At 57.3% G+C, this 17196-nt stretch carries 16 protein-coding genes and 2 pseudogenes; 3 read left to right on the forward strand and 15 right to left on the reverse strand.

The window, feature by feature from the left end; all coding sequences use genetic code 11:
- Positions 1-274: 274 nt before the first annotated feature.
- Together WDN46_15855 and WDN46_15860 are read right to left on the reverse strand one after the other, a co-directional pair.
- Positions 275-1468: an AAA family ATPase gene (locus WDN46_15855; protein ID MEJ0094838.1), complete on the reverse strand. Its 1194-nt coding sequence runs from the start codon at positions 1466-1468 to the stop codon at positions 275-277.
- A complete protein-coding gene (locus tag WDN46_15860) occupies positions 1465-1938 on the reverse strand; it encodes a hypothetical protein (protein MEJ0094839.1) in 474 nt (157 codons plus the stop codon). The genes WDN46_15855 and WDN46_15860 overlap by 4 nt, the downstream gene beginning before the upstream one ends.
- 59 nt (positions 1939-1997) lie before the next feature.
- Between WDN46_15860 and WDN46_15865 the strand changes: the two genes are divergently transcribed.
- Positions 1998-2159, forward strand: coding sequence for a hypothetical protein (locus tag WDN46_15865; GenBank protein ID MEJ0094840.1), 162 nt, complete (start codon positions 1998-2000; stop codon positions 2157-2159).
- Positions 2160-2356: 197 nt separating this feature from the next.
- On the opposite strand, the gene WDN46_15870 is transcribed toward WDN46_15865, so the two are convergent.
- The 8 genes from WDN46_15870 to WDN46_15905 form a co-directional block, all read right to left on the reverse strand.
- Complete coding sequence (locus WDN46_15870) at positions 2357-2572, reverse strand: AlpA family phage regulatory protein (protein MEJ0094841.1); 216 nt, start codon at positions 2570-2572, stop codon at positions 2357-2359.
- 130 nt (positions 2573-2702) lie between these two features.
- Positions 2703-3347 (reverse strand): hypothetical protein, encoded by a 645-nt coding sequence (locus tag WDN46_15875; protein ID MEJ0094842.1) that lies wholly within the window; start codon positions 3345-3347, stop codon positions 2703-2705.
- Positions 3340-4611, reverse strand: a complete 1272-nt coding sequence (locus WDN46_15880; protein MEJ0094843.1) for a tyrosine-type recombinase/integrase — start codon at positions 4609-4611, stop codon at positions 3340-3342. Before WDN46_15880 ends, WDN46_15875 begins: the two co-directional genes overlap by 8 nt.
- 1264 nt (positions 4612-5875) lie before the next feature.
- Positions 5876-6193: a hypothetical protein gene (locus tag WDN46_15885; GenBank protein MEJ0094844.1), complete on the reverse strand. Its 318-nt coding sequence runs from the start codon at positions 6191-6193 to the stop codon at positions 5876-5878.
- Positions 6194-6911: 718 nt separating this feature from the next.
- A protein-coding gene (locus tag WDN46_15890) for an IS3 family transposase (GenBank protein MEJ0094845.1) occupies positions 6912-8080 on the reverse strand; the annotation gives its coding sequence in 2 pieces (ribosomal slippage) (positions 6912-7816 and positions 7816-8080; 1170 coding nt in all).
- A 45-nt stretch (positions 8081-8125) separates the two neighbouring features.
- Positions 8126-8344 carry a hypothetical protein gene (locus WDN46_15895; GenBank protein MEJ0094846.1) on the reverse strand — a complete coding sequence of 73 codons (219 nt, stop codon included), beginning with the start codon at positions 8342-8344 and terminating at the stop codon, positions 8126-8128.
- A 1-nt stretch (position 8345) separates the two neighbouring features.
- Positions 8346-8669 carry a hypothetical protein gene (locus tag WDN46_15900; protein ID MEJ0094847.1) on the reverse strand — a complete coding sequence of 108 codons (324 nt, stop codon included), beginning with the start codon at positions 8667-8669 and terminating at the stop codon, positions 8346-8348.
- Positions 8670-9394: 725 nt separating this feature from the next.
- The gene (locus WDN46_15905) at positions 9395-9565 is read right to left on the reverse strand and encodes a hypothetical protein (protein MEJ0094848.1); all 171 of its coding nucleotides are present in this window, start codon (positions 9563-9565) and stop codon (positions 9395-9397) included.
- Between the two features lie 1007 nt (positions 9566-10572).
- Here WDN46_15905 and WDN46_15910 point away from each other — a divergent pair.
- Together WDN46_15910 and WDN46_15915 are read left to right on the forward strand one after the other, a co-directional pair.
- A complete protein-coding gene (locus WDN46_15910) occupies positions 10573-10815 on the forward strand; it encodes a hypothetical protein (protein ID MEJ0094849.1) in 243 nt (80 codons plus the stop codon).
- 2104 nt (positions 10816-12919) lie between these two features.
- Positions 12920-13741, forward strand: a complete 822-nt coding sequence (locus WDN46_15915) for an IS5 family transposase (protein ID MEJ0094850.1) — start codon at positions 12920-12922, stop codon at positions 13739-13741.
- On the opposite strand, the gene WDN46_15920 is transcribed toward WDN46_15915, so the two are convergent.
- From WDN46_15920 to WDN46_15940, 5 genes and pseudogenes are all read right to left on the reverse strand, one after another.
- Positions 13681-15777, reverse strand: coding sequence for a hypothetical protein (locus WDN46_15920; GenBank protein ID MEJ0094851.1), 2097 nt, complete (start codon positions 15775-15777; stop codon positions 13681-13683). The genes WDN46_15915 and WDN46_15920 overlap by 61 nt on opposite strands.
- 23 nt (positions 15778-15800) lie before the next feature.
- Positions 15801-15986, reverse strand: a pseudogene (locus WDN46_15925) (glycine betaine ABC transporter substrate-binding protein).
- Positions 15987-16107: 121 nt separating this feature from the next.
- Positions 16108-16320 carry a hypothetical protein gene (locus WDN46_15930; GenBank protein MEJ0094852.1) on the reverse strand — a complete coding sequence of 71 codons (213 nt, stop codon included), beginning with the start codon at positions 16318-16320 and terminating at the stop codon, positions 16108-16110.
- A gap of 99 nt (positions 16321-16419) precedes the next feature.
- Entirely contained in the window at positions 16420-17043 is a 624-nt protein-coding gene (locus WDN46_15935; GenBank protein MEJ0094853.1) for an IS5 family transposase, read from the reverse strand.
- Positions 17010-17180, reverse strand: a pseudogene (locus WDN46_15940) (transposase). Before WDN46_15940 ends, WDN46_15935 begins: the two are co-directional and overlap by 34 nt.
- Positions 17181-17196 lie beyond the last annotated feature (16 nt).

The raw sequence follows: 17196 nt of genomic DNA on the forward strand, positions 1-17196 counted from the left end.
TCATTGGATATAATGTTCCAAAAATATTGCTCTGAGCACACGATAAGATATCGCATGGTCTAGTCCAGCAAGCAGATTCTGCAGCCTAGAAAAAAATCAGGATGCCACCCTCGTTCCCGCGCCTAGCCCCTTTGTAAACTGGCCCAAGTTGGGCCACTTTAATCCCGCGTCTGAGGAGGCGAACAAAGCGAACAAAGCGAACAATGTTCGGAATGTTCGCGGGAAAGAGGCGAACAAAACGAACAAAAGGCCTATGGGCCTTTGTTCTGTTCGCTTATCCGTTGACCATCCAAGTGAAGGGCTCCCAGACGGCGACCTGCTTGGCGGCCAGCAAGGTTTCGCTTGCCCTTTGAAATGCGAGCTGACGAGCGCGAGGTTCGTCGGACGCGCTAATGCCGTGCCTATAAGCGCGATCTCGCCATAGGCTGAGGGTGACGCATCTAATGCCTGCCGGAATGTGGTTGGACGCCGGCGGGATTTCTCCGCATTCACCGATGGCCTCCTGAAGTGCGGCCAGCGCGATCCTGGCGCCCTTTGTCAACCTAGCGCCGGAGTCTTTCTTCGATGGTTTCTGGCCGGGGTCCCCGGCGTACACCGCGCACGAACCGAACGAGTCACCATCTTCATCAACGCCTAGAGCGATGAAACTAAGTTCAAACGGCGCGACTGCCCCTTCTTCTCCGTCCCGCGATTTTGCAAGGCAAAGCGATCGTCTGCTTGACTCTCCCGTGATCTCATCTCGGTCGGCAAGCACCGAGAGGATTGCATCGGCGGCGCCCCGGAACGCGCTCGACCCTCGAAGGCCAGTCGATGCGGCTTTGCCGTAATGGTGAACAGGGATCACGACGGCGCCGACCTGGCTGCCGATGGTGCGCAGGGCACGCATTGCGGCATTGACCTTCGCTGCGTCGTTCTCATCCTCCAGGCCAAAGGCCGCTCCGATGGTGTCGACGAAGATGGCCCCCAGTCGGACTCCGAATTCATCCCTGAAGCGAGTGTTGAGCGCCTCAAGGCTCGCTATCGTCTTCGCTAGAACGTCGGGGCGTAGTAGGTTTTCGTCTACGGCGCGCCAAGCAATTGGGAGCGCCTCTGTAATCTCCATGGCGCGCTTGGCGACGTCAATTCGGCTCTGAAGCCCTCCGGCCCCTTCGGCAGCAAGAATGACCGATCCGCAGCGCTCCTTGGCGTTATGTCCAAAAAAGCTTTTGCCGGCCGCTAGGCAGACAGACATATGGACCTCGATAAATGTCTTTCCTGCGCCCGACTGTCCAGCGAGAAAGCAAATGCCATCTGCAGGAACGAGTCCCTTGATAAGGCACGGCGCTGGGGTGTTTCTACCCTCGCCGTCGATGGTAAAATGCCAAGGGGCAACGCCGAATCTCGAGCGCATTTCATCGGTGCGCTGCATGACAGGATCACCGTAATTTATGAGGGAATCGAAGTATGGATCGTGGGTCTGCTCGCTCAATGCAGCATCCCCTCTTCGCCCCGGTCCCAAATCACTGTAGGCGTGTTCTTGCCGCGGTGCTCCGCGACCATCTCTACCCATGCGCGTTTTCGCCGCGGCTGGGTTTCAATGACCAGACTGTGCTGCCGAAAATCGCGGGCGATCTTAACCGCAATATCGAAGAAGCGACCTTCTGCCGGTGTGATAATGACAGTTACCGTGTCCGCCGCTTTGATAATGGTTGAAACTGACAGATCATGGAAGCCCGGCGCCCAGCGGCAACGGGGAGCCAAATCGAGTACGTGGCAGATCGTCGGCCGGTCAAACTCAACGTCGAATTTGCGGTCTTCAGGGTAGATGGGGATATAGTTGACCGCGCCACAGCGAGCGGCTGCGAGAATATGGCGAAGCGACGTGTCACCATCGCCAGCCATCATTTTCACAACCTCATCGATAATCTCGGGCTCTAAACCGGTTAAGATATCGGTCATGCGGCGCCTCCATTTCGGAGTTCCGCGATACGCTGACTCGCGAGCGCTGCCGACGTCACGTGCGCGGACAGAAATTTCAGCTGTCGCGCAACGCCGGCAATGTCATTGATGTTGCAAAACGTCCTTATCAGCGTCACCTGATGGTCGACGTGATTCATCCGCTCGAAAATGCGATCGAGCAGGTCATCGACACTATCGATGCTGTTCCCATTAACGGGTGACGAAACTTCGTTGCAAGCGGCGCTCATGCGTCACCGCCTAACTCGGCGACGTAGCAGCACGAAGCGATGAATTCCGTTTGGACTTCTGCGATTGGAAGTGCTATATCTCGGTAGTCAATCGCCTGGCAGCAAGAGACATCCCCGAGCCCCGCCGCGACGCCATCGCGCGCGGGGTTCGCTGTTTCAAAAGTCATCGACTATATCGCCTCCGCCATCGAGGAGCGGGCGTCGGTTTTACGAGCGGTTGGGCGACCTTCAATCCATTGGTCGACCTCTGCCTCGGTCCAGGCGCGTGAATTTGGCGTCACAAGTCGGCCGGGCGGAAATCCCTGAAGATCAATCATCCTTTTAAGCGTCATGCGCGAATTGACGACACCCTTCGCGACCAAATCAGTGTAGCGTATCAACTTCATCTGCTTGCCTCACATATGCGCTCGCCGAATATCAGCTGCGCTCGTGAGGAAGAGATACGCTTTTGGGATCGCCACTTCATGAGGGCAAAAGCCTACTTTTTTTGGCCTGCTTTTACCCACACAAGTAGTATTACTGTTCTCGATGAGAATTGAGCCGAGGATTCGAAAGAACGATGCTCTTTTCTATCCATCCCGCGAAGTTACTCTCAAGCATTTTTTTTTGCGAAGACCGCTCAATAGAAAACAATACAAAGCGGCTGAATAGAGTTGCTGGGTTATCAATCGAGATTTGAGGCGAATAGCCTGGATCTAGACCAGTCGCGTAGCGCCAGATTGATACTAATTCTAGCCCCAGGCCTATCTTTTGGTCATTAGGGGGCCGGCCATTGCGCCTCAAAACGGCCTCCACGATGCTCGCCGAATCGGACAGGCGGCGAGACGCCGCGACGAGATTGGCGGCAGACCCTACCTCGACATCAAAGTTTCGACCTTCGGCGAGATAGTCAGCCCCGTGCGAACCACCAGAAATAGCTTTGGCAACGCGCAGATTAAACCATGCATCGCCGGTGGCCCCTCCGGCCCCTTCGATCGCCGCGGCGAGTTCTTTGGCCGCGGCACCAATCCTTTTGACTGCGGGAGAACAGTCTTTTCGGGCTGGCCGATCGTGCGCGCAACGCCTCAAAGCGTCGTCGATCACTTCCAAAACCTCGGTTACGCAAACGTCGGGCTTCACGTACTCGTGAAGCAGGCTTTTAAGTGGATCTTCTTTATCCATTCCGAGTCACCAGTGTCACAACGTTGGTCGTTTCTTTTGGGTCCACGATCGCAGCCAACCGCTCGCTCCACAGCTCCAGGGCACGGCGTTTCTCGTGGTCGTACCGGTGGCGGTCGTAAACGCCAGTGACGCCACCCTCAGCATGGTTCAAAATCTTCGAAATCACGATTCGGTCGGCACCCAACTTTGCCAGATACGTAGCGCAGGTGCGCCTGAGGTCATGCAGATGCCATTCGCCAATGATGGGCGAACCATCTGTCTCCTGAGCTGCCGTAACCTTCTCGATAGCAAGCCTGTCCAGCTTACGCTTTGCTTTACTCCACCCACTCACGGGCGTCGCCGCGGTCCGTCCCGTGGACAAGACGAAGGCCCCTATCCTGGGTGACTCATCTATAATAGCCAACGCTAACTCTGACAGCGGTACCTCGTGCGCGCGATCGGCTTTGGTACGCTCTCTTCCCAAAGTCCAAAGCTTTTGTTTGCGATCGATTTCGGTCCAAGTCATTCCACCGACTTCGGCGCGGCGCTGGCCTGTCAAAAGCATCAGCTTGAACGCCCTCCCGAATACGCCGATCTCGCTGCATGCCTGCCAGATTGCTCGAATTTCCGTCTCAGTTAAAACTCGGTCGCGCTTATTCTCTTTCGCCGGCCGTTTGACCGCCGCAGCGGGCGACGCTTCAATAAGCTCTTGATCAACGGCCCAGCTGAAGAAGGTCTTGAGATATGCCAGCAAGCGATTCGCCCCGATGGGGGCTTCCTTACGAAACGAGCGAATGAGCTCATTCACGTCGGCTCGCTTGATCTCAGAAATCGGCCGTTCTGCCCAGTGGGGATAGGCGCGCTTCTCCACCACCTTTTTCACAAAATCGCCCGTCCTCAGCGTCGATAGATGGTCGTCGGCGAAAACAGCGAACGCGGAAGAAAAGGTATCCGCTCGTCGTCGCGCTTCCTGCCGCAACCGTTCCGCCTCTTTGACCTTCGGGTCGACTCCTTCCTGGATATCCTCGCGCCAACGCCGCGCGATCTCTCTGGCCTTGGCGAGAGACATGGCGGGATAATCGCCGATCCGGCGGGGTGTTGGATTAGGGCTGCCGGGAAACCGGGCGACGAGGACGAAGGCGCCCCTGCTCTCTTCACTGCTCCGATCCGTTATGCGGATACCGAAGCCAGGAACTTGGGCATCATACACAATCAGGCGCTTGCCCGTTTCGGCCGGCTTGATCGCCTTCAAAAAACGGTCGGTGAAGTCGCGCTTCGCCGTCATTGCGGATCCCTTGATTGTTTGTCTCAAGACCGTTGCGGACAACAGCAGGACAACATAAATCGGTGGCAATCACTGATATTGCCTGAGACCACACGATACAACAAATTGGATAAAACTCAAGTGATTTTCATAGGTTATGGGTTGTATAAGAGCGCTGCTGATAGCTGCTGAAATGGCATATCACGCGACTCTTAATCAGCGGGTCCACAGTTCGAGCCTGTGTGCGCCCACCATCAAAATCAATGACTAGATGATATTTTAGGGTTTCCGCAGAGGGTTTTGGAACCGTGTGGACCCTACGCGGACCCGGCGAACGCATTTTCGATGCCCGCCTCTCTCGACATCGTAAACGGTAGCGCTACGGACCGTCTGGTCGGCCCAATCCAAGCAGATAGGACACGCCTCGGCCGAGAATCGCCGTCGCGACTTTGCGGATTCTTCCTTGTTTCCCCAACTAATGGCCCGGCTTAACGCCGGGCCATTTTTGTCTATCACCTACGCCAATGAGAGGCGATTTCGATCACCAACGGCGCCCGTGATGCCAGCCCCTATGGTGATGCCAGCCGCCGGCGCGATGCCAACGGACGGATTCAATATTGCCATCGTGTGGGCGCACGGCGGCAGCGGGGGCATACGCTGGGAGCGCGCTAGCGACCCCCGAAGCGGCGATGAAAATTCCCGCAGCTAAAACAGCGGATGTCACGAACGTTAAATGATTCATTGATTTTTTCTCCAGTCGTAAATGCAAAAAGAAGCTTCTAGTTAGGCCCCTGACCCGCCTATTGATTGCAAGTGCTTGGTGGGATGCAGCCCGTCCCGTTTCCATTGCCCAAGCCACGCTCGACACCCACGCTGCGGCCTTCCATACCCTCGCTGCCCGAGCCGTGCACGCCGCCGCCACTCATGCCACCGGTGGCGCCCACGCCGTGGCCTCCAGCGCCGCCGACGCCTGCTCCGCCTCCGCTGGCGCCGACTGACCCCCCGCCAGCGCCAACTCCGCCACCGGAACCGCCTGCCGCTAGAACGGGGCCGCTACAAATGACGGCTGTACTAAGCGCGATCGCACTGGCCAATATTCCTAATTTTTTCATGATTTCTCCTTGCCGCCATACTCAGCGTCACAGGGCCAACTGATGCCGTGGCGGCGGGTTCCGGCCCGGATCTTCAAGACTGCAGCAAAGAGAGACACAAATAATTGTAGCAGGTTCTATTTAGTCAACGGCGGCTGCCCGTTCTTCCGATGTCATCTGGGACGCCGCTCCACTTATTCCGCAGGAGTGGCGTGGGGAGAGGCTGCATCCGAACTACTTTTGCCGGGGAGGGCTATGAATCTAGCGAATAAAGCAGTTTTCGATTCAACAGCCTGTTCGTCCTGGCCGTTGACAGCGATTCTCTGTTCCATCTTTTCAGCGCAGAATGCCAAGAACAGGGACAGTATGCCGCTTCCGATCCAAAAGTAATCCAACCACGGCTTTGGACCGCCGCGCACCGCAGATAATTCAAGGTCGCGTAGTGCGGCCCCGATGGAAAGCACATACAGGACCGTTGATGTTATTCTGAGGCCTGTAACCGCCGGTTTCATTGCATTCTCCCGCCTATAGGGCGCGTCCGCCGCCCTGGCCTCACTGTCGGTAATGGCCTACGTAACGTTATATCATAACTTATGGTTAGCATTTGAAACGCGACATCTGCAACACATTTCCTTCGCGGTGAAATCTTGCCGCTACGCACGCCATGGATGCTGGCCGCATAGCAAGTTTGGCTGGGGGAGCTCACAGCAGGTCTCGCCCGGCCAAAAATCGCGGGACTCACACACCCGCGGGGAGCCAGACCGTTTCGCCACCCCCTTGATGTCTTTGCATGAGACTCTCTTCGAGGTCCAACGATCGTGATCCGGTATGTTAAGTTTAACTGCCCCCGCCGCTCTCCGTGCTGGCGGGGGTTCCCACTCAAAGGGCTCGGTCTCACGTCATCCGCTCCGTTCCGCACTGCACCTTTTATCTGCCGAAATTAGCGCCAGCTGCCCTTCCCTTCGATGTCGTCAGTGATCCGAGAGGCCAGAACCAATAAGCTCGTGACGACCCCAATCCGAATGCGCGCCCATAACGTGCGGTGAAGCGGCTGGGTCATTGCTATGCCCTTCCCCAAATCGCACCCGGCAGTTCAAAGTCCTCCAGGTCGGGCTTTCGTTTTCGGTGCCTACGAACCTGAGGTCTCACGCAGCCGGGCGGGGCTTGATGGGTGCCGGCGAGCATAGCCCTGCCTTTGGCCTGCCCCCATGGGGTGATCCAGTTTGAATGTTAGTGCATTGTCGGCCCTGGCGCTATTGCTGGCGTGGCGGGCGAAGCTGGTCCGGATTGCGAAGCCGGCCATTGCAGGGTCTCCGGGACTGGCGGCTTGTAGCCCAGCGATGAGTGCGGGCGCACGGTGTTGTAGTGGCGTCGCCATCGCTCAATGACGACCTTCGCCTCCTTGAGAGTGTAGAAGATTTCACCATTCAAAAGCTCGTCGCGCAGCTTCGAGTTGAAGCTCTCGCAATAGCCGTTCTCCCAGGGACTGCCCGGCATGATGTAGGCGGTCTTCGCGCCGACGGCGGCAATCCAGTCACGCAACGCCTTGGCGATGAACTCCGGGCCGTTGTCGGAACGAATGTGGATCGGAACCCCTCGCAAGATGAAGAGGTCCGAGAGAACGTCGATGACGTCCGCTGCCTTCAGCTGCCGGTTAATCCTGATCGCGATGCATTCGCGGGTAAATTCGTCGATGATATTCAGCATGCGATATTTCCTGCCATCATGAGTGCGGTCCTCGACGAAGTCATAGGACCAGACGTGGTTGGGGCATTGCGGGCGCAGCCGGACGCACGAGCCGTCATTGAGCCAGAGACGCCCGCGCTTGGGTTGTCTGGCCGGAACTTTCAGCCCCTCGCGTCGCCAGATCCGCTCGACCCGTTTGACGTTGACCTTCCAGCCTCGCTCCCACAACATCGCCGTGATGCGGCGGTAGCCATAGCGGCCGTACTGGATGGCGAGCGCCGTGATGTCGGCGATCAATGCCGCTTCGTCATCGGGCTTGGTCGGAACCTTGCGCTGCGTGGAGCGATGCTGACCGAGAACCCGGCAAGCGAACCGCTCGGAAACGCCATGTTCGGCGATCACATGCTCCACGCAGGCGCGACGACGCGCGGAGCTCAGAAGTTTCCCGAGGCAGCCTCTTTCAGGATCAGCTTCTCAAGCGTCAAATCGGACACCGCTCGACGGAGCCGCGTATTCTCCGCCTCCAGCTCCTTCAGCCGCTTCACCTGATCGCCCTTCAGGCCGCCGTATTCCGACCGCCATCGATAGTATGTAACTTCCGTCACCCCTATCGAGCGGATCGCCTCCGCGACCGGTCGCCCTTGCGCGCTAAGCACTTCGACTTGCCGTAGCTTCGCGACGATCTCTTCCGCCTTGTGTCTTTTCCTCGGCATTGCGCAGTCCTCCATCAGGCTCATAAGCCCATACTTCACGGAGGATCACTTTTCAGGGGGCAGACCACCCTTGCCGCGCTTAGCATAGTATTCAAGGAGGAGTTTTCTATCGGGATGCCAAGCTGGAAGGGTTTCGATCTGACTTATGCCCAATTCGACGAGCTCGTCGGCGAGTGTGAGCATCAGCCATTCAACCCGCTTGTTTATATCGAAGATTGGATCGGTCGCCGCGATGGCGCGGGCTGCCGGGGCTTTCTTCGCCATGTCAGGCCTCCGCGTCGCGGGTGGCCTCGAAAAGCACACCGACGTGATCCACGGTCCGCGTCTCTGGATCGTGCGACGCTAGATATTGAAGCCTGCTGAGGGCCTCGTGGGGCGTCGTGCACCGGTAAGCGCATAGCGCCATCAAGGCGTCCTGTTCGGCGTCATCGGCGCGATCATTGTCGAGCTCTAGAGACTTGAGGCCGCTGCGTTCCCTCGCCGCGTCATCGTCGGCGAAGATTTTCTCAAGGATCTCCTTATTTTCCTCCTCGACGGCTTTAGCGAAATTTTTTCCTCGCTTCTGGAGCTTCGGAGATGCCCGACTCATAAGAATTTCGAACATCATACCGGAAAACTCAAGGCCGGCCGCCAACTCCTTCCTGCATTTCTCGATACCCATATCCAATGTTAATGGCACTGATTTGGCATGCCCCTTTACAGGTAAGGGCCCCTTCCAACGGATTGTTTGATAGACCGCCTCTGCTTCACCCTCCTTCGCAATAATGGCTTGGAGAGCAGCATGAGCCACACGATGGTCGTTCGATCAGCCGAGTAAGTTCGTGCGAGACCGGTGTCTCTGCGCTGGCGCCTGTGGCGAGTGTGGCGCCGCCAGCGATCCCCATTGCAAGCGCGGCAAGCGCTGATCTGCGGTTGAGATTTGGCAAGCGGGTATCGGCTGCCGGAACTGTGCTGTTCGGCATTGTGGTTGCCTGGCGTGAGGCTGAGGAAGGGCAAGTAAATTACGAAACTTTAATGTGACCGATGCCACAACATCTTGTATTGGTTTCGCTATGATGCACTAGCGGTTGACGTCGTCGGGTGAAACTAACGGCAGGGCATCGAACGAATCCGAACTGTGGGATTGCGGCGATAAATCGGAAGGGCAGCCCTAGAGCTTGAAGCCCATGCGCCGCCGGCAGCCGCGATTGCTGCCGAGAAGTTGCAAGCTAGTCTGGCGCCCGTCGCGGGGCAGCGAGATGCCGATGGCTCCGAAGTGTGGCTCCGAGGGTTATTAGGCTTAGGGACTATCCCGGCGCAATCCCGCTAGGATGGTCACCCTATGCCGATTTCACCAAAACATTCACCAAGGGTTATGCGGGCGGTCCCGCCGAAAATTTTCGCCAAAATCCCCGTGGCGCAATGCCACCGCATACCGAACGCATAGCGATGGAAAGAACCTCGGATGAAAGCGGCATTTAAAAAGCGGGCGGCGAAGGCGGTCAAAAAGCTGTCGCCAGAGTTGCGGCATCTCGCAACGACCAAATGGACAGCGAAGAAACACGCCGGATATCGATTGCGCCGCATGGGTAGCTTTGGCTCAGCCTCCGAAGTCCGCAACGTTGACGCTGAGGATTAGCCGTCACTGTGACGGACTCCGTGACACAAACATCCCGGCACCGGTAGGCTCTTTCACAATGCCCAGTACTCTTCACGGCTCCGAGCAGTTGCTGCAAATGCTTTTTTCTACGGCGTTGTCATCAATGGCTCGGACGTTAAGATCTAGGGGAGTCTCGCCAGCACTTTGAGAAAGGCCGGGATGAGGGACTGTCGCGCCAGTGGAAACTATAAAGTCCTGCCTTACCAAATGTTCCGCAGTCCCAGATTCTGGGTCGGTCCACGACGAGCCCCGTCCAGTCTGGGCAGAAGCCGCCGAATTAGCCATTAAAGCTGCGAGAAACGCCGCCGTTATGCCGATCCTAACCATTTGCTATCCCCCTCAGAGTTGATCATCTAAACCGAGAGCTGAACGCGTGAGATGGATTTTGGCTCCGGTACATTCTCGCCAAAAGTATTCACGTTCGCTTGAGCGCTTCGCAGCTAACCCCGCAAGGCTATAGCTGCTCTCGCGTCTGCATTTGGAGGGCATGTGGATGACAAATTGTCGTCCACATTGACCGCAGCTACGGCGACCAGCACCCCAGGATTCGAATTCACATCGATTCTGGAAAGTCGCAGTTTTTGCAGCTTTCCAAATTCGGTTAGCGTCCAATGCCTTTCGGCGCAAGTTGCGCCGAAAGCCGGACTCGACACGCTCCACCATCAGCAAAAGGCCACGAGCAATGAACTAGCGGCGGCGGGGCTTGGGTCAGGCTGAGGAAGCCGACATGACGCTGGCAGTAGTACCTCACCAAAAGTTTTTCTTGCCCCTCTTGAAGCGTGGTTTTCGGCTACCCAAATGGCCGGCGTGCGACCGTTATCCATGTTGCTCAATACGAATAGGAGCCGCAGAGATGACCGAGAAATGGTTTAAATTCACATCTGTTGGCCGCAAAGATCTGTATGGCTTTGGCACTATGGACGAAGCGGTCATTTTCGCCGAAGGGCATCACACGCCGTATCTTCTGAGCGAGGCAGAGGTTGCCGAACTCGATCTTGCGAATCGAGATGACGCGTTCACGATTAAAGACGCGTTGGCGTTCATAGGAAGACAGCCAATCGCTGCGGCATCTGCTGCAGAGCCGCAAAATCACTAACCCTTCCCGCCCCTGATGACCTTAGGCTTCCCGAGAAAGCTTCGGGCATGCCCTGCCATCAGGCCGCCGTTCGCATTTTCTGCGAGGAGCACGCACTAGATAATCTATCCGGCCAAGAGGGTTCGCACGCGGCGCCAACCCTCAATGTTCAGTCTTCGAGCCGGATCGGCTTATCGGCGTGGTCACAAAGGATCGTCGCAGGGCGCCATTTGACGCCCTGCATTGTTGACCTTCCGCGGCCTTCGTAATTGCATCGGTCACTATAAGATTCAAGACAGCGCCAATTTGAGCCGGGAACTTCCCCAGCCCATTCCGGATCTTTCGGTGCTTGCCAGTGGCAAATCTTGTCGACCCACTCGCCGTCTAAACGGGCAGCTCCCGCTGGCACACCGCCCATTGAGAAGACGATCGTCGCAGCCGCGAAGTTTGACGCGTATTGTGAAAGCAGATTTATGATCTTCCCCGCTGGTTTCTGTACAGTCGCGCGGGGTGCGACTGTACGATGAACACGTCGCAGAGTGGATCCTGCTGACTGATAGGCTTTCATCTCAAGTTGAGACGAAAGGTATTGGTCATCGCCCGGATAAACTGTCGCAAGCTGCGACAGTTTCGGAAGGGACGGCGGCAGCCGTCAAAATCACGGCTTTCATTACAGTATAGCCAGTCTCGGCTGTAGGGGGGTGACCGCCGTCCGCTCGGCCACCGCCCCCACCCTGAAAATTGCACCGTTATATAATGTGGCAATTTCTAGGCGGAATGTTACAACTGTCAAATCACTAATTGCGACGGTTGCCGGGCGTTAAGTCACTTGTCTGACGCTCTTAGAGGTCAGCGGTTGCTGCTTCGCATTTTGCGAATCGCGTCGAATTCGGTTTTCTCGCAATCTGCCCTCATCGTGTAGGCATAGTCCTGGTCACTCCACTTGGTTGCGCAGTTACTGCGGATTTCCCTGAACTCCTCCGCCGGGATATCTTGCGGGCGTCCAAGCTCTGACCTGTCTTCGGTAGATTCGGGTGTCTCTGTAAGTGGAAGCGTGTAACCCGCTGGCGGGACATAGGCGGAGCGTCCGTTCTGGATGGGGACTGAGGCAACCGGTGCTGCGGGTGCAGGTGTGCTCTGCACCGAATTGTACGGAGACAGAATGCGCGAGCTCATCCAGCCCTTTTGGTCCCAAGGCTCTTGAACCGATTTAAAACTAACCCAAGCCCACGTGATTCCGCGAAAGTCAGTCCGGATGAGGCCGCACCATTGAACGGTCGACCCTTGGCTTAACTTCCAGAGGCCATTACCAGATAAGCTCGGGACTCCACGAACCCAACCAAAGTCAGCCAAACTCATCGGCTGAACTGATTTTGCACGCACGTCTCGGCAGCCCTTGTGGATGCAACGAAGGTTGGCATCAAGCACAGCGTCAGCGCGGCTGCCGATGAAATCATCTTAGGCTTATGCATTGAAATCACTCGAAATAAATGAAAATTGCTTCGCGATTTTGCGCGCCGCTGCAACCGAAGTAAAGGTAGTTTTCCTGCTAGGTCAGGTGTTGACATCAGTTGATCGCCACCCACCCAAGGTGCGACCGGTCTCTGGTCGCGTGGCGGGCGTCAGTTTTGGAGTCGCCAACTTCGCGACTTTATTCCATCGCTACGTTTTCAAGTCTGATGACCCCGCCTCGGGCTTGCCTGTGAGGCCATCGCCGGGTTGTGAATCGGTGTGCAGGTGCGTCTGGACGTTAACCTGATCGCCCGTTCCGAAGCCCGCGATAATCTTGCCGTTGCAGGTCACTTGGGCTGTCGTGAACGCGATTGCCGTCCGGCCCCCACGTCATCTTGTTCCCGTTCATGTCGCCAACACTACACCCGTATCCGTCCACTGAAAGTATGGTTCTGTGTTGCGGTGTTCGGCATCGGACCGTGATAGACGCCCGCCCTGACCACACTAAGGAATCAAAAATGCCGCCGACGCGGCGGCATTTCTAAAAGCTGTGATTATGCCCGCCCATAGTTGGCGGGGACCGCCCGCGAATTAACCGCCAAAGCCCGCTTCAAGTCCTAAGAGTCTGTTTGACAACTTTGACATGGTTCTTTGGTTATGATTCACGCTTTCGATGTGGACAGCCAAGAGCCGTGGCCGAATGGCCAAGATTGAGAAGAAGACGAAGCGCTATCCGAGCGACCTGACTGATGAGGAATGGTCTTCGGTCAAGCCGTTTCTGCCGAAGGCGGGAGTGACCGGAAGCCCCCGACGGACAGACCTGCGCGAAGTTTTGAACGCTATCCGGTATCTGGTGCGGTCGGGATGTGAGTGGCGGATGCTGCCGGTTCACTTCCCGCCCTGGCAGAGGGTGTACTGGTGGTTTCGCCGCCTGACCCGGCGTCTGATGTTTCGCACCCTTCACGATGTCGCCTTGATGATCGACCGCGCGCGGACGGGCCGCAACGCCGAACCGAGCGCGGCGGTGCTCGACAGCCAGTCCGTCAAAGCTCCGGCGCCGCAGGGAACACGCGGGTTCGACGGCGCCAAGAAGATCGTCGGGCGCAAACGCCATATCGCGGTCGACGCCGACGGACGTCTGCTGATGGTCAATCTCACCACGGCCGATATCGCCGACAGCACAGGCGCGCAAGCCGTTCTTGAGGCCATCCAAAAACGCTGGCCGCGGGTCAAACACCTGTTCGCCGACAGCGCCTACGATCGCCAGCGACTGCTCGACAAAGCGGCTTTTCTCGACTTCACCGTCGAGATCGTGCGGCGTACCGAGGCCGCATTCGTGATTCTGCCGAGACGATGGGTCGTCGAACGGACCTTCGGATGGATGACCCGCCACAGGCGTCTCGTCCGAGACTACGAGGCCCGGATAGACGTCTCTCACGCCATGATCGAGGTCGCTATGGCCGGCTTGTTGATCCGCCGGATAACCCACCCATAGTTGTCAAACGGACTCTTAGCGATGCCTCCTGCATCAGTTGCCTGCGTGTGAATGCTGATCGGCCCATTGATGTTGGTTTCGGCGGACGACGTATGTGTCGTCGAACTGTTGTTATTCGTCGATCCCTTGGCGGCTCCGGAGGCGCCTACCGATAGCGCTCTGGCGCGGGCTGCTCTCCGGGCCGATTGTGCAGCATCGAGCAACCCATGCCCTGCGGCCGGACCGATGACAACCCAGCCTTGCGGCGTTAAGCCCTTCCTGATCCCGCCAACAACACGAGTTGCCGAATATTTGCTATCCGCCGCCGTGACAGATGTCGAAATCCCAGGGATGCCTGCGACAGTCTTTCCTTGGAAGTTGTCTGTGTATCCGCCACTCTGCGCAAATCCCTCAGCTCTCTTATAAAGAGACGCCCCTCGCGCGGCCTCTGCGGCAGTAGTCGCATTGTTCAGGACGGCCTTGGCTGACCCTTCTGAGCCATTCAACTCTCTGATTGCAGCCTGAAGCTGAGCGTCGAAGTCGGTGTTTCTGCCGAGACCGCTGGACTGCTGTCTGGAATTGCTCCACTGGGCAATGCCGAAATGTCCGGTGCTGTTCAATGATGCCGGACCGCCGTTAGCTTCAACATTCTTCCATCGGCTAATAAGCGCCCTGGCGCCGAGGTCGGTTAGGCCCCCTGCTTTGTGAGAACGTCGTAGGCGTGTGCTTGCCGCTCCGGCGTCCACCCACCCGTGCGTCCCAGCATTGGCGGGTCCATGGGCGCCGCCAGCCGACGGAGAGCGTGGCGAGGAAGTCGATGAGCGGCTTGGCGCAGGTCGGCCACCTTGGATCTCCGGCACCCACCTCTGCCAAAGATTCCGAGTGTCCGCCGGAGGTGTGAACAGGCTATCATCAACCGGCCCCGTCGTGACCGGATTAGTGCCGAGCATGGCCAGAAGATTTATCAATCGGCCGATGGCGGTGTTGTTTCCCACTGTCGTCATCGCCCTGCCAAGGACTAGGACGGCGGCAGTTATTCTGGCTATACCGGATAGCGCGGCAATGAGCTTTGTCTCAACCCAGAAGGCCAGGAAGATCTCTGCGGCATTTTGTGCGCCTCCCAAAGCGCGAACGACGGCCGAGACGCCGGAAACGAAAGTCTTTAAGCCTGCGGCAACCTCATCCCAGGGGATCGATTTCAGCCAGTCCCCGAACTCTTTGACCTTTTCGGTTATCTGGCTCTCAAGCCATTCGTGATTCGCAGCAACCCAGTCCTTCATCCGCTGCAAAACATCGAGCAGATAGGGCGACAAATCTAGGAGAATCGAACGGCCAAGGTTCGTCGAGGCGTGTATTACGTCCCAAGTGGATTCTTGGAGCTTCTGGTCGGCATCGGCCATCGCCTTAGTGACGGCTGTCGTTCTTGTAATTTGGTCAATGATCGCGGCGTTCTTGACCGGGTCTTGCGTCAAGAAATTAGCGGTGCCCTGATCCAATCCAAGGCGCTTGGCGAACGCGGTCGCGAGTTGCGGGTCAGTCTTGCTCAGCGCATTAAGCTGAACGTTGAGCTGTTTGAAGATCTGGTCAACTGGCTGAGCCAGATTGACGATGGAGCTATGGGTCGCGCCAGCGAGCTTAGCCAGCGGCTCAATGAGGCCGGACTCGCCCGAAATCTTAATCTGCTGAATGGCGTCGCTGAAAGACGCAAAGGATGACGCCGCGCCATCGGCAGAACCGCCAGCGCGCTCAATGGCCTGTTCCCAAGCCGACAACGTTCGCGGGGCTTCGCCGATATTCCGCGCCAACCGGTCAAGCGCCGCATCGGTCTGGACGATATCCTGGACGAACTCTTTAATGCCACGACCTACGGTGAACACAGCAAATAGCGCAATAGCCGCCTGGGCAAGACCTTTGAGGCCCTGCTGCGCTTTCTTCACAGAGTCCTCAATATCCTTGCCGGATTTCTGGGCCGCCTCTGTGGTCTGCTTAAAGGCCCCGGTGGCCGCCTTTTGACCCTTTACGGAACCGCTCGCGTCCAGGCCTAGCTCAACGAGCAAGCTGTCGATAACAGTAGCTCCGTGTCATCCTTGATCATCCCCAGAATCAGACGATTGCCGTCATTGCCTGGTTCGATTCCGTAAATTTTCCCCTTCAAGGCCGCCTTGAATTTCGCGATGTCCTTGAACGATTTGAGTCCCTTGTCATAGGTGTAGGTTGGCACCGCCAGCGTATATTTGGCTCCACTGAGATTAACCCCGACTACATGGTTATCGGCGACGAGCTTCTCGCGCGATCGAAGATGCCGGGGTCAATGCACAATTATCGTCAACCAACACGTTCTTTCTTCGGATCACAAAACGAAAGGTGAGTCAGATGCTAACCAATGATTAGCTCAAAGGCTTCAAGGCGGCAGCCCCAATAACCCGCTCGGCGCCTACGACAGCAAGGAAAGTCAGCCTGTACCCTTCGTCGTGACCGGCGTCGGCCGCAATGGGCAGAAAGGTGCAATGGATAACTTGCCCACGGACATTCTCCAGCAGGCCCAGCGGGCGGTTCACGATCAGCGCGACCGCGCCATCCAGAGCTTCGCTGAGAAGCATCCCGAAGCTGCTCGCATTCGAAACGTTTGAGGGTCAGCAAGATGGCGAAAATACAACCCTCAGCGCGTGATGGGGTGCGCGCAAACCTAGGCTCAGGACTCATTGATTGAGATAGAAGAGGACGGCGGCTGCGATGCAGATGGCGGAGAAGAAGGTGTGGGCGCATCGATCATAGCGGGTTGCGATGCGCCGCCAGTCCTTGAGCTTGGCGAACATGTTCTCGATTTTGTGACGCTGGCGGTAGAGCGTCTTGTCATAGGCAATGGGAAGCTTGCGGCTTCTGGTTGGCGGGATGCAGGGCTCGACGCCCCTGGCCTTCAGCGCGGCGCGGAACCAGTTGCTGTCGTAGCCCCTGTCGGCGATCAACATTGAAGCGGGCGGTAAAGCCTTGAGCATCAGCCGCGCGCCCTTGTGGTCGCTCATCTGGCCCTCCGAGAGCAACATGACGAGGGGCTTGCCGGCGCCGTCGCAAACGACGTGGAGCTTCGAGTTCAGTCCGCCTTTCGTGCGCCCGATACGGCGGGGAAGAGCCCCTTTTTGAGCAGGCTCGCCGCTGTGCGATGCGCCTTCAGATGCGTGGCGTCGATCATGATGCGCTCGGGCTTTGGACCTTCGCCAGCGAGCGCGGCGAATATGCGGTCGAAGACGCCGAGCCGGCTCCAGCGGATGAAGCGATTGTAAAGCGTCTTGTGCGGCCCGTAATCCTTGGGCGCATCTTTCCATTGCAGGCCGTTGCGGATCACATAGACGATTCCGCTGACCACCCGACGGTCGTCAACCCGCGGAACGCCATGCGACAGAGGAAAATGCGGCGCAAGCCGCGCCATCTGCCGCTCGCCCAACAAAAACAAATCACTCATCCCAGCCTCCCCATGC

This window comes from Methylocella sp. (assembly GCA_037200525.1).
GTDB lineage: Bacteria > Pseudomonadota > Alphaproteobacteria > Rhizobiales > Beijerinckiaceae > Methylocapsa.

Excerpts from the sequence above, each read along its gene's own strand:
- WDN46_15935 (MEJ0094853.1), bottom strand. The coding sequence starts at position 17,043 with ATGGAAAGATGCGCCCAAGGATTACGGGCCGCACAAGACGCTTTACAA.
- WDN46_15870 (MEJ0094841.1), bottom strand. The coding sequence starts at position 2,572 with ATGAAGTTGATACGCTACACTGATTTGGTCGCGAAGGGTGTCGTCAAT.
- WDN46_15875 (MEJ0094842.1), bottom strand. The coding sequence starts at position 3,347 with ATGGATAAAGAAGATCCACTTAAAAGCCTGCTTCACGAGTACGTGAAG.
- WDN46_15930 (MEJ0094852.1), bottom strand. The coding sequence starts at position 16,320 with ATGCTTCTCAGCGAAGCTCTGGATGGCGCGGTCGCGCTGATCGTGAAC.
- WDN46_15860 (MEJ0094839.1), bottom strand. The coding sequence starts at position 1,938 with ATGACCGATATCTTAACCGGTTTAGAGCCCGAGATTATCGATGAGGTT.
- WDN46_15895 (MEJ0094846.1), bottom strand. The coding sequence starts at position 8,344 with ATGGCGAAGAAAGCCCCGGCAGCCCGCGCCATCGCGGCGACCGATCCA.
- WDN46_15910 (MEJ0094849.1), top strand. The coding sequence starts at position 10,573 with ATGACCGAGAAATGGTTTAAATTCACATCTGTTGGCCGCAAAGATCTG.
- WDN46_15915 (MEJ0094850.1), top strand. The coding sequence starts at position 12,920 with ATGTGGACAGCCAAGAGCCGTGGCCGAATGGCCAAGATTGAGAAGAAG.
- WDN46_15885 (MEJ0094844.1), bottom strand. The coding sequence starts at position 6,193 with ATGAAACCGGCGGTTACAGGCCTCAGAATAACATCAACGGTCCTGTAT.
- WDN46_15900 (MEJ0094847.1), bottom strand. The coding sequence starts at position 8,669 with ATGAGTCGGGCATCTCCGAAGCTCCAGAAGCGAGGAAAAAATTTCGCT.
- WDN46_15880 (MEJ0094843.1), bottom strand. The coding sequence starts at position 4,611 with ATGACGGCGAAGCGCGACTTCACCGACCGTTTTTTGAAGGCGATCAAG.